This is a genomic window from Piscibacillus halophilus, from assembly GCF_900110685.1.
In the GTDB taxonomy this organism is placed as follows: Bacteria; Bacillota; Bacilli; order Bacillales; family Alkalibacillaceae; genus Piscibacillus; species Piscibacillus halophilus.
The window spans coordinates 13,332-25,773 of record NZ_FOES01000004.1 but is presented as its reverse complement, the minus strand read 5'-3'; the positions used below and the strand labels follow the sequence as shown (position 1 = coordinate 25,773).

At 34.6% G+C, this 12,442-nt stretch carries 16 protein-coding genes; 15 read left to right on the top strand and 1 reads right to left on the bottom strand.

Features of this window, described 5'->3' with window-relative positions; all coding sequences use genetic code 11:
• The first annotated feature begins 12 nt into the window (after positions 1-12).
• Positions 13-687, top strand: coding sequence for a deoxyribose-phosphate aldolase (gene deoC, locus BMY57_RS03380; RefSeq protein WP_091772621.1), 675 nt, complete (start codon positions 13-15; stop codon positions 685-687).
• Between the two features lie 50 nt (positions 688-737).
• Here the strand turns inward: deoC and BMY57_RS03375 are convergent, their stop codons facing one another.
• Positions 738-1,667, bottom strand: coding sequence for a Na/Pi symporter (locus tag BMY57_RS03375; RefSeq protein ID WP_091772620.1), 930 nt, complete (start codon positions 1,665-1,667; stop codon positions 738-740).
• A gap of 157 nt (positions 1,668-1,824) precedes the next feature.
• On the opposite strand from BMY57_RS03375, the gene rpsU reads away from it, so the two are divergent.
• The 14 genes from rpsU to recO all read left to right on the top strand — a co-directional run bounded on the left by rpsU (position 1,825) and on the right by recO (position 12,377).
• Entirely contained in the window at positions 1,825-2,001 is a 177-nt protein-coding gene (gene rpsU, locus BMY57_RS03370; RefSeq protein WP_054753022.1) for a 30S ribosomal protein S21, read from the top strand.
• 18 nt (positions 2,002-2,019) lie between these two features.
• On the top strand, positions 2,020-2,463 hold the full coding sequence (locus BMY57_RS03365) for a GatB/YqeY domain-containing protein (RefSeq protein WP_091772619.1): 444 nt from the start codon (positions 2,020-2,022) through the stop codon (positions 2,461-2,463).
• Positions 2,464-2,599: 136 nt separating this feature from the next.
• Entirely contained in the window at positions 2,600-3,922 is a 1,323-nt protein-coding gene (locus BMY57_RS03360) for an NfeD family protein (protein ID WP_091772618.1), read from the top strand.
• 27 nt (positions 3,923-3,949) lie between these two features.
• Complete coding sequence (gene floA, locus BMY57_RS03355; RefSeq protein ID WP_091772617.1) at positions 3,950-4,951, top strand: flotillin-like protein FloA; 1,002 nt, start codon at positions 3,950-3,952, stop codon at positions 4,949-4,951.
• 24 nt (positions 4,952-4,975) lie between these two features.
• A complete protein-coding gene (locus BMY57_RS03350) occupies positions 4,976-5,425 on the top strand; it encodes a YqfB family membrane protein (RefSeq protein ID WP_091772616.1) in 450 nt (149 codons plus the stop codon).
• 124 nt (positions 5,426-5,549) lie between these two features.
• Positions 5,550-5,828 carry a sporulation protein YqfC gene (gene yqfC, locus BMY57_RS03345; protein WP_091772615.1) on the top strand — a complete coding sequence of 93 codons (279 nt, stop codon included), beginning with the start codon at positions 5,550-5,552 and terminating at the stop codon, positions 5,826-5,828.
• Between the two features lie 21 nt (positions 5,829-5,849).
• A complete protein-coding gene (gene yqfD, locus BMY57_RS03340; protein WP_091772614.1) occupies positions 5,850-7,004 on the top strand; it encodes a sporulation protein YqfD in 1,155 nt (384 codons plus the stop codon).
• A gap of 3 nt (positions 7,005-7,007) precedes the next feature.
• A complete protein-coding gene (locus tag BMY57_RS03335) occupies positions 7,008-7,961 on the top strand; it encodes a PhoH family protein (RefSeq protein ID WP_091772613.1) in 954 nt (317 codons plus the stop codon).
• Between the two features lie 26 nt (positions 7,962-7,987).
• Positions 7,988-9,439, top strand: coding sequence for an HD family phosphohydrolase (locus BMY57_RS03330; RefSeq protein WP_177176319.1), 1,452 nt, complete (start codon positions 7,988-7,990; stop codon positions 9,437-9,439).
• A gap of 1 nt (position 9,440) precedes the next feature.
• Positions 9,441-9,911 (top strand): rRNA maturation RNase YbeY, encoded by a 471-nt coding sequence (ybeY, locus tag BMY57_RS03325; RefSeq protein WP_091772611.1) that lies wholly within the window; start codon positions 9,441-9,443, stop codon positions 9,909-9,911.
• On the top strand, positions 9,904-10,254 hold the full coding sequence (locus BMY57_RS03320; RefSeq protein WP_091772610.1) for a diacylglycerol kinase family protein: 351 nt from the start codon (positions 9,904-9,906) through the stop codon (positions 10,252-10,254). The genes ybeY and BMY57_RS03320 overlap by 8 nt, the downstream gene beginning before the upstream one ends.
• 125 nt (positions 10,255-10,379) lie before the next feature.
• Positions 10,380-11,285, top strand: coding sequence for a GTPase Era (era, locus tag BMY57_RS03315; RefSeq protein ID WP_091772609.1), 906 nt, complete (start codon positions 10,380-10,382; stop codon positions 11,283-11,285).
• Between the two features lie 172 nt (positions 11,286-11,457).
• A complete protein-coding gene (locus BMY57_RS03310) occupies positions 11,458-11,607 on the top strand; it encodes a YqzL family protein (protein WP_091772608.1) in 150 nt (49 codons plus the stop codon).
• Positions 11,608-11,633: 26 nt separating this feature from the next.
• The gene (gene recO, locus BMY57_RS03305) at positions 11,634-12,377 is read left to right on the top strand and encodes a DNA repair protein RecO (protein ID WP_091772607.1); all 744 of its coding nucleotides are present in this window, start codon (positions 11,634-11,636) and stop codon (positions 12,375-12,377) included.
• Positions 12,378-12,442 lie beyond the last annotated feature (65 nt).

The window sequence follows — 12,442 nt, the reverse complement described above, 5'->3', positions numbered from 1 at the left end:
GGAGTGTTTAATATGACAAATACAAACTTAGCATCAATGATTGATCATACTCAATTAAAACCTGATACACAGGCAGAAAAAATTAACGAAATTTGTGCCGAAGCGAAAGAGTATGGATTTGCATCAGTATGTGTTAATCCAACGTGGGTTGCACATTGCCATGAATTATTAAAAGGCTCAGACGTAAAAGTTTGTACTGTAATTGGATTTCCGTTAGGAGCGACTACTCCTGAAACAAAAGCTTTTGAGACTAAAAATGCGATAGAAAATGGCGCTAATGAAATTGATATGGTGATTAATATTGGTTCACTAAAAGATGGACGTTATGAAGAAGTAGAACGAGATATTAAAGCAGTGGTTGATGCTGCTAGAGATCAAGCACTTGTTAAAGTAATTATTGAAACTTCATTACTGACAAAAGATGAAAAAGTAAAAGCTTGTGAACTAGCTAAACAAGCTGGTGCGGATTTTGTTAAAACTTCTACTGGTTTTTCAGGAGGCGGAGCTACCGTGGAAGATGTTCGCCTTATGAGATTAACAGTCGGACCTGAAATGGGTGTTAAAGCATCAGGTGGTGTTCGTAATCTAGAAGATGCTAATGCGGTGATTGATGCTGGTGCTACTCGTATTGGTGCTTCAGCTGGTGTAGATATTGTTAAAGGAAACGAATCAACTAGTGATTACTAATATACAGAAGAGCCATGAATCATTGATTGTTCATGGCTCTTTTTTATTGTTTAATTTGCACGCTGTCTATGTATGACGGTTAGAATTTTGATAAATGGCTTCATGAAAACGAAGAAGATGATGCCAACTAATATATTATAACTGACCGCGATCCATACAACTTGTTGTTCCGGAATATTAGATAACCATTGGGCGATTTCCACTAAAGGTTGTCCTACCAATAAAGGGAAAGCAATAATCGCCCCAAGAACATTCATCCAGATATGGGCATAAGCTGTAATGCGTGCTTCATATGGTTGTCTAAGTGACACTAAATAAACGGTAAAGCACGTTCCGATATTAGCGCCTAGTAATACATAATAAACTTGAATTAATGGAATGGTACCTTCATGTGAGAAACTCATCAACATGCCTGTTGCGACTGTCGAAGATTGAATGATCATCGTAAAAATCATTCCGAATACGGATAGCGCAAACGGTGTATTATGATCAGAATCCACAATATATTGTATGCGTTCGGTTGGAATCATGTGGACTAGGCTTTCAAATCCATTAAGTGCGCTAAATATAACGCCTAATCCAAAAATGATCAATCCAATTAATAAAATTCTATGGCGAGAAATTAGAATCATGAGAAACCCAGTCACAAGAAATAGAAACATTAAATGAATCTCATTCCATACAAACAATTGAGCTGTAAAGGTTGTCCCAATATTAGCCCCAATTAAAAAGCTTATGGCGAAAGGTAATGACACTTTAATAGTAGCTAAAAAGGTGATTAATAAAGCTATAGATGCTGAACTGCTTTGTAGAATCATCGTCATGAATAACCCTAATAAAAGCCCATTAATAGGTGATAAATTAGGAGTGATTTTCTCAAGGTGATTAAAAGTCAGACCTTTAATTCCTAGTCGCATTAATGTTATTCCAAAAAGGAATATTCCAATGTATAAAAAGATTGTCATAATAACATGGTACATGCATCAACACCTCATTTAATTTTATGGGATTGTATTGGAAACATGAATAAAAGTTTGATGGTTATTGATTTTTATAGAAATGTTTAATATAATAACTAAAGATGTGTGAAAGGTGCACATGTTTTATTTTGTGTTTTATTTGGAGGGAGGGTTGAGCATGTCAAATACCACTCGCGTTAAAAAAAATGAGTCAATTGAAGATGCTCTTCGACGCTTTAGACGTAGTGTTTCAAAGAACGGCACATTGTCTGAGTATCGTAAGCGTGAATACTACGAAAAGCCTAGCGTACGTAGAAAGAAAAAGTCAGAAGCTGCTAGAAAGCGTAAAAAATAGAAGAGGGTGTAACATGGAATGACTTTGCTTGAACGTTTAAATCAAGATATGAAACAAGCATTAAAGAACAAGGAAAAAGATCGTCTCACTGTTATTCGCATGGTGAAGTCTTCATTACAGAATGAAGCTATTAAAAAGGGCGAAGAGTTATCTGAAGACGATGAAATGCAAGTGTTAACGCGTGAAGTAAAGCAAAGAAAAGATTCCCTCCAGGAGTTTAAGAATGCAAATCGTGAAGATCTAGCAGGAAAAACGGAGCAAGAATTAGAAATTATTCAAAGTTATTTACCAGAGCAATTGTCTGATGAAGAACTTGAGCAAATTGTCATTAAAACGATTAATGAAGTCGGAGCATCATCCAAAAGTGATATGGGGAAAGTGATGAGTGCCGTTATGCCTAAGGTTAAAGGTCAAGCAGATGGCTCTAAAGTAAATAAAATGGTTTTGAACCATTTACAATAATGACTATATGATAAATACCTAACCTTTGAACATATTTATATGATTTATGTTCAGGTTAGGTATTTATTTTTTTGAAACAAAATTGGTTGCTTAAACGTATATAATTTTAGGATAATAGTGTGAGAGGGGGGTTCAGATGAAAAGAAGATTATATGTATTAATCATTTTAACGCTTTCGTTTTTATGGTTAAACCAAGCGCCGATTGATGCAGACCAACATGAAGATTCTGCTTCGATTTATGTAATACCTGTAGAGGATGATGTTGAACAAGGATTAGTCGCATTTTTGGAAAGAAGTATTAGAGAAGCTGAGGAAAGCTTTGCAGATTTAATTGTATTTGAAATTGATTCTCCTGGTGGGAGGGTTGATTCTGCAAATGACATCGCCAATCTTATTACAGGAACTGATATACCTACGGTAGCATATGTCATTAATCAGGCAGCATCTGCTGGTTCATACATAGCACTTAATGCAGATGAAATATATTTTAAGCCTAATGCTCGTATGGGAGCGGCTGGAGTGATTACGTCTGATGGAAACGCTGCAGATAAAAAAGCTCAGTCAGACTGGATTAAAGCGATGCGTGCATCAGCAGAATCCAATGGGCGCGATCCATTATATGCTGAAGCAATGGCCAATGAAAACATTGACTTACCTGATTATGGCGCACCTGAAGGAGAATTTTTAACTTTAAGTCCTGAGGAGGCAGTTGAGGTTGGTTATGCAGAAGGTATAGCTGAGAATAGACGTGATTTGTTTGAATTACTTGAAATTAACAATCCACAAATAACGGAGTCAGAATTAACCATCTCGGAACAAATAGCGAGGTTTATAACCAACCCAGTTGTCATTCCAATTTTATTATCTATTGCAAGTATTGGATTAATTGTCGAATTATACTCGCCAGGTTTTGGAATTCCTGGTATATTAGGATTAGTATCGTTAATATTATTTTTCTATGGACATTTAGTCGCAGGTTTAGCAGGATATGAGTCTGTCATATTATTGTTAGTCGGCCTCATATGTATTATACTTGAGATATTTGTACCAAGTGGAATATTAGGAATTATTGGTGGTGGTGCCATATTAGGTGCATTATTAGTGTCTGGTGCTGATATGGGACATATGGCATTTAGTATTGGAATCGCTTTACTTGTTTCAATCGTTTTAGTTATCGTCTTGTTCAAAAAGTTAGATTTCAATAAGGGAATACTTAGACATATTGTCTTACAGGATTCAACGAAATCCGAATTAGGCTATGTATCGAATGAAAACCGTATGGATTTAATTGGTTTAAAAGGTCGTGCGTTGACATATTTAAGACCTTCTGGCACGGCTGTGTTTGACGGGGAACGTCTAGATGTTGTTTCTGAAGGATCATTCATTGCTAGCGAAGCAGAAGTCGAAATAGTTAAGGTTGAAGGTTCTCGAATTGTCGTTCGAGAAGTTCAAAAATAAAATAATTATTATTTAGGAGGAGTATGAATGGGGACTGAAAGTTTATTTCCACTTATAATTGTGGCTGTACTCATTATAGCCATTGCTATTTTATTTACATTTGTACCAGTGATGCTATGGATTAGTGCATTAGCAGCTGGTGTTAGAATTAGCATTTTTACTTTAATTGGTATGAGGTTACGTCGAGTTGTACCACGAATGGTCATCAATCCTTTAATTAAAGCACATAAAGCGGGATTAGATGTTAAGACGAATCAATTAGAGAGTCACTACTTAGCAGGTGGTAATGTTGACCGTGTGGTAAACGCACTTATTGCGGCTCACCGTGCGAACATAGAATTAAGTTTCGAACGTTGTGCAGCGATTGATTTAGCTGGTCGTGACGTTCTTGAAGCGGTTCAAATGAGTGTTAACCCTAAAGTAATTGAGACACCATTTATTGCCGGTGTTGCAATGGACGGTATCGAGGTTAAGGCGAAAGCTAGAATTACAGTCCGTGCTAACATTGATCGTTTAGTTGGTGGTGCAGGAGAAGATACGGTTATTGCACGTGTTGGTGAAGGTGTTGTAAGTACAATCGGTTCTTCTAAGAGTCACGGAGAAGTACTAGAGAATCCAGATTTAATTTCTCAAAATGTCTTATCTAAAGGATTAGATGCTGGAACCGCTTTTGAAATCTTATCAATCGATATTGCTGATGTAGATATCGGTAAGAACATTGGGGCTATGTTACAAATGGACCAGGCGGAAGCTGATAAAAATATTGCCCAGGCGAAAGCGGAAGAGCGCCGTGCTATGGCGGTTGCACAAGAACAAGAGAACGTTGCAAAAGTACAAGAAATGCAGGCACGAGTTGTTGAAGCAGAAGCTGAAGTTCCAAAAGCGCTTGCTGAAGCATTACGCAGTGGTAATATGGGCGTTATGGATTATGTGAACTACAAGAACGTTTTAGCCGACACAGATATGCGTGAAATGATTAGTAAGCTGAATAAAGAGGATTCTGACGATCATCATGATGAACAGAAATAATCCTGAATGGTCAGGTGATATAACATGGGATTAATAGAAGCTTTATTTAATAATGCTTTTGTACTCATCGCATTAATTGCAGGTCTATTAAGTCTATTTAAAAAGTCTGAAGATAATAGTTCAGAAGAACGGCCTGTTCGTAAAGAAAGACCAAAACCTACCACTTATGAAAAAACGGAACAAAAACCTGCCGAAGTAAAAGTTGATACACTTTCAAGAACAGAAACTGAGGAGGATATTCAAATTGATACGACCAATAAGTGGTATGAACAATTACAAGAATCAAGAGAGAGACGTGAACAAAGTAAGACAGATAAAAATTTAGATAAGATTAAACAACATTCGTTATTTAAAAAAGATCAAGACGCAGTACATGGCGTTTCTATTCGTAAAAATTTAAATAATAGACGATTAATCGAAAGTTTAATGATGGCAGAAGTTTTAGGTAAACCGAAAGCCAAACAAAATAGGTAATCGTTCAAGACCAGGATAGTGAATAAAACTATCCTGGTTTTTTTGTTTTTTAAATTTAGTTCATAGTATATTGTGATACATTTATGAATTCTTTCATAAATTGGTGTTGATAGGGGGATTTTGAATGGGACCAGTGCGAAAACGAATCAATCAATGGCTAACCGGACAATTAAAATTACCTGCTGATATTGTTTTTGATTACCCACGTATAACGATGGTAGGTGACATTCATTTATATATTGAAAACCATAATGGGCTGATAACATTTGAATCAAATCTTATTGAAGTGAAACAACACAATGGTTTAATAAGAGTTCATGGTGAAGACATGGTGATAAAAAATTTATTAAAGAAAGAGATCGTGATTGAAGGAAAAATCAACAGCGTCGAACACAAAAGGTAAAATAGATAGGAGGGACCAACGATTAGTAAAAAATTTTTTAATGGGTATGTCTACGTAACGATTACAGGTAAATCCCCAGAACTTATGATTAAACACCTTCATAGGAATGATATACCTTTTTATAATGTGAAAAGAGTAAATGAAAATACGATTACTTTAAGAATGCGTTATTTAGATGCTTTCCATTTGAGAAGTATAAGAAGAGAATTTAAGTGTAAAGTTTCATTTCAAAAGAGGGGTGGAGCACCACATTATTATCAAAAACGAAAGAAAATATTTCCAATCATTATAAGTGTCGTGTTAGTCATAAGTTTTATATTTGTTCTGTCGAATATGATTTGGAAAGTTGAGATTACCGGGGGAACACCAGAAGTTAGATATGAAGTTGAGGAATTAATAGAGACTTTAGGATTAAACAGAGGGACATTTATACAAAGTATGGAATCCATTAGCTCTATTGAGCGAGAAATTATGAATAAAATTGAAGATGTATCATATGTGGGAATAAAACGGACAGGCACTTCATTTCACATAATGATCGAGGAAAATAAAAATACTATTCATGATCAAGAACGAGACCCAAGTAATTTAATAGCAACTAATTCTGGAACCATTCAACAAATGTATGTAACAAATGGACGACCACTCGTTAGAATAAACGATGTTGTACGTAAAGGAGATGTTTTAGTAACTGGAAAATTAGATGATGAAAAAGATATTTACACTTATTCTGAAGGGGAAGTTATAGCAGAAGTTTGGTATAATATAACAGGAACAGTTGATTTAGCTGTAGAAAAGAAAGACCTTATAGATGATGTTGAAAAGGAATACGGAGTTGGATTTGGTCAGAGGGATTGGTTTCCAAACAAATCGGAAAATGATCGTCTGTTATTAGAAGAAACTAAACCAATTTATTTTTTATTTTGGGAGACACCATTTTCTATTGAGAAACGTTATTTCTATCCAGAGAACACATCTGTCGATACCATCGATGATAATCAAGTTATTGAAGAGGTCATTGATGAACAGCTTAAACGTAAGCTCGGACAGTCTGTTGAAGTGCTCTACCAAAAAGTTTTGCACGAGGAAAGGGACAATGATAAAGTTAAATTAGAAATGTTTGTTAAAGTTTTAGAAGATATCACCAAAGAACAAATTATTGATCAAGGAGACTGATGTATGACAGAAACGAATAAAACGATTGACTTACACTTAGAAGATCATTCAGATACATTAAACTTATTTGGAACAAATGATCGTAACATAAAACAAATCGAACATTTCATCCCTGTTAAAATTATCACTCGCGGTGGACAAGTGAAAATTGTTGGGGAAGAAGAAGATGTTAATATCGTTTTTTCTTTATTAGAATCAGTTCTAAAAGTTATTAAAAAAGGCATTAACATCACTGAACGTGATGTCATATATGGATTAGAGTTAGCAAAATCAGGTAAAATAGAGCAGTTTGAAACTTTATTTGAAGATGAAATTACTAAAAACCAGCAAGGAAAACCGATTCGTGTTAAAACATTAGGGCAACGTGGTTATGTTTCATCTATAAAAAAGAATGATTTAGTTTTTGGAATTGGGCCAGCCGGAACTGGTAAAACATACTTAGCTGTTGTAATGGCTGCTAAGGCTTTAAGAAATGGAGAGGTCAAACGCTTAATTCTAACCCGTCCAGCGGTAGAAGCGGGTGAGAGCTTAGGTTTTTTACCGGGTGATTTAAAAGAAAAAGTTGATCCATATTTAAGGCCATTATATGATGCTCTCCATGATGTAATTGGGACGGAACATACAGTACGTTTATTAGAGCGGGGAACGATCGAAATTGCTCCTTTGGCTTATATGCGAGGACGTACACTAGACGATGCTTTTGTTATTTTAGATGAAGCTCAAAATACTACACCTGAGCAAATGAAGATGTTTATTACTCGTTTAGGTTTTGGTTCAAAAATGGTCATCACAGGGGATATTACCCAAATTGATTTACCTAAAGGTGTAACATCAGGATTGAAAGTAGCTGAAGATCGTTTAAGTGGTATTAACGGTATTTCGTTTAACTACTTAAAAGGTTCAGATGTTGTAAGACATCCTCTCGTTCAAAAAGTCATTGAAGCCTACGAAAAATAATATAATTGAAAAGTTGGTGTATGAAAATGAATTTAGCAAAAAAGCAAAAAACACTTTTCTTCGTTAATTTTAAAAATATTAATATCTACAATATATTAACGCTTTTCATGACACCGACTGTATTCATAGGGTTAATGGTTATTCAATATTTTCAACAATACATGACGGTAAATGAATTGTTGATGGCCATAAGTGTTGGTTTATTATTAGGAGTACTGCTTCGCATTGAAATTCATAACCAACCGAACTGGTATAGTCAAGAAACGATAACCTTTTCGTTCTTAGGCTCTGGCATGCTATTAATAATGTTTGCTATACAAGCCATTGATATAGATCTTCCAATAATTTTTTATATGACACCAATAGCCGCTTTTTCAATATTAATAAAATATTTTATCAATGAACGATTTGCATTAATATCATCGGTCATGATGGCTGTGTTCGGTAGTTTCTTATTTATAGCTACCGACTTTGGCATGTGGCAATTGTTTATTTATTTGTTGCTATCTCAATGGTTTGCGGTATTTATGTTTGAGTCTATAAAAGACCGAAAGACTTTGCTAAAGACCTCGACATCTTTATTATCGGTCCATTTTGTATTAATTGTTATATTTGAACTTAGAACATGGTCAACCTGGACTATGATGTCGTCGGACTTTATACTTTCTTTGGTATTTTCAATGGTTTCAGTATTATTTGCAGTGATATTGACATTAGGTATATTACCTTTAATAGAAGCTGGGTTTAATATGTTAACAGAGTCGAAATTGTTATCCTTATCAAATCCTAATCATCCATTATTACGTAAAGTTTTAGTGGAAGCTCCTGGAACGTACCAACACAGTGTGATGGTTGCAAACTTAAGTGAATCAGCTTGTGAATCGATTGGAGCTAACGGATTGTTAGCTCGTGTAGCAGCCTATTATCACGATGTTGGAAAGGCATTAAAGCCGCATATGTTTATAGAAAATCAAAGTGGTCATAATCCTCACGATTCTCTACCACCAGAAGATAGTGCACGGATAATTTTACAACATCCATATGATAGTGCCCAATTACTTAAAGAATACGGTTTGCCTCAGGAGATTATTGATATAGCTGAACAACATCATGGGACGACTTTATTAAAGTATTTTTATTACAAAGCAAAAGAACGAAATTCTAAAGTTCAAGAATCAACCTTTAGATATAAGGGTCCGATTCCTCAAACTAAAGAAGCCGCTATCATCAATATATGTGATTCAGTTGAAGCGGCTGTTAGATCAAAGACTCAACCCACTAATGAGGAAATCAAACAAATTGTGCGCTCGATTATAAATGATCGTTTAATGGATGGCCAATTTAATGATAGTGATTTAACGATTCATGAAGTTTTAACGATAGAGAAGAATATTTGTGATATGTTAAATGGGATTTTCCATGCTAGAATTGAATACCCTAAGGACAACATGATGCATTTAATGCCAGGAGGTCACTAAAATGAACATTGATTTTAATGATGAACTTAACCAGATAACAGAAGAAGAAAAGAATTGGTTATCGAAGTTGTTGCAGTATGCAGCTGAAATGGAAGAAGTGAATTCAGAAGCGGAGATGTCCGTTACATTTGTTAATAACACGCAGATTCAAGATATTAATCGTGAATATCGACAAAAAGACCAGCCAACAGATGTGATTTCATTTGCTATGCAAGAGTCTGGAGAAAATGAAATGGAAATAGTGGGAGATAACTTACCCGAACATTTGGGAGATATCGTCGTGTCGTTAGAAAAGGCTAAAGAGCAAGCCGAAGAATATAATCATTCATATCAACGTGAATTAGGTTTTCTAATCGTTCATGGCTTTCTTCATTTATTGGGATATGATCATCAAACCGTTGAAGAAGAAAAAGAAATGTTCGAAAGACAAGAACATATTCTAGAGGAATTCGGATTGAAGCGAGATGAATAAGATCGGATTTAGACATGCCATAAGAGGTATTTTCAAAGCCATTCAATTTGAAAGAAATATGAAAATACATATGGTAGCTATGCTTATTGTGTTATTTACCGGATTAATTTTAACCTTAAATGCGATTGAATGGGTATTCATATTAATTGCAATTGCCATCGTCTTAATTGCAGAACTATTGAATACATCTATTGAGAAAATAACCGATCAAATATTTACTGGAAGGCATGAACACGCACGTAATATTAAGGACATTAGTGCAGGGGCAGTTCTTGTTGCCGCTATATTTGCCGCCATGATTGGCATTATCATATTTTTACCCAAGATCATAAATTTCTTTTAATGAAAGAGTATTCGTTTAAAATGAATACTCTTTTGTCTTTTATCGATATCTTTTGTCGAACAAATGAAATCTGCTCAGCTTTATAGTAAAATAAAAAACAAACCTAACTAGGAGAGACTTAATATATGAATGACAACTTTAGATCAGGATTTATAGCGATTATTGGACGACCAAATGTAGGGAAATCAACTTTTATGAATCACGTGCTAGGTCAGAAGATTGCGATCATGAGTGATAAACCTCAAACGACTCGTAATAAAATTCAAGGTGTATTCACGAAAGAAAATGCTCAGTTTGTTTTTATAGATACACCTGGAATTCATAAACCTAAGCACAAATTAGGCGACTTTATGGTTCAATCTTCTATCAACACTTTAAATGAAGTCGATTTAGTTATGTTTATGGTGAACGCAAAAGAAGGATTTGGTAAAGGTGATCAATTTATAATTGATAAGCTACAAAATGTTAAACAACCGATATTTTTGGTTATCAATAAAATAGATGAAGTTCACCCGGACGAATTATTACCGTTAATTTCGTTTTATAAAGAAAAGCTGAATTTTAAAGAGATTGTTCCGATTTCAGCGCTTAATGGAAATAATGTGAACCATCTATTAGAGGTTATGGAAAGTTATTTGCCAGAAGGACCTCAATTCTATCCAGAAGATCAAATAACAGATCATCCAGAACGCTTTATTATAAGTGAATTAATTAGAGAAAAAGTGTTACATTATACTCGTGAAGAAGTTCCTCATTCGATTGCAGTTGTTATTGAAGGAATTCAATCTGACGAGGAATCTAAACTAATTGATGTACAAGCTGCTATTATTGTAGAGCGTCCATCACAAAAAGGAATTATTATTGGAAAACAAGGAAAAATGTTACGTCAAATTGGAACTGAAGCAAGAAAAGATATTGAAAATCTTTTAGGCTCAAAAATTTATTTAGAATTATGGGTGAAAGTCGAGAAAGATTGGCGTAACCGGATGCATCAATTACGTGATTTTGGCTATAACGAAGATGAGTACTAATGTCAACTGGTAATTTTTAATACTTATGAAGTTGCTAATTCGAGAGAAGATATGAATATATAAAAAATGTTTTCATCCTGATTGAAATCACCATGCAATTATCTTTGCAGGTGTGTATCAAGCAGAGTGGACATTTGTTTGTGATCAATAAATCTGAAAGGTGGAGATTTTAATGATCGATTTACCTTGGAAAGTTTTTAGTAAAACTGGAAGTGTTGAGACATATTTATTGATGAAACAAATGGAGGAAGCCTATCGAAGTACGCACCAAAAGGATCAAATGCAACAGTCGAAAACGACGTTAGCGAACAATAGTCAATAAAATTTAATAAAAGGCACGGGAGACGGATGTTTGAAAAAGTTGAAGGTATTGTTCTCAGAACTAAAGATTACGGGGAAAATAATAAAATTGTAACTTTATATACAAGAGAATATGGTTTAATTAGTGCTGTTGCTAGAGGCGCTAAAAAGTCCAAAAGTCGAATGGCTGCTATTACGCAGCCATTTATATATGGTTCTTTTTTAGTGCAAATGGGACGAGGATTAGGGACCATACATCAGGGTGAAATATTACATAGCATGAGGACAATTCGAGAAGATATTGTTTTAACGGCTTATGTATCATATATCTGTGAACTTTTATCGAAAGTCGTTAATGAAAAAGAGCCCAATTCTAACATATTTGATGAACTTTATGTGAGTTTAGAGCGAATTATAGACGGTGATTCGCCTTTAGCTATATCTATAATGTTTGAACTAAAAATGTATTACGTTGCTGGAATTGCTCCAGTAGTAGATAGTTGTGTGAATGGTCATACTGAAAGACCTGTAGCAGCTTTTTCAGTGTATGAAGGTGGCGTGATTTGTGATCAATGTATATATCGCTCTGAAGATTATATTAAGATAACACCTCAAATATATAATGTTCTTAAGCTTATGAGTCAAACAAGTATTAAAAGAATTCGTAATTTAAATATTAAAAATGAAACATTAAAGTTAATTCGGGATATTTTAGATCACTACTATGAGCGTTTTGGAGGTATGCCGATCAAATCTAAGCGTTTTCTCGATCAAATTCACTTATTAGAGTAGGTTATGTGATATAGTAAACACGTGATGACGCAAATTTATTATTTGGAGCCACCTATTTACTCGCC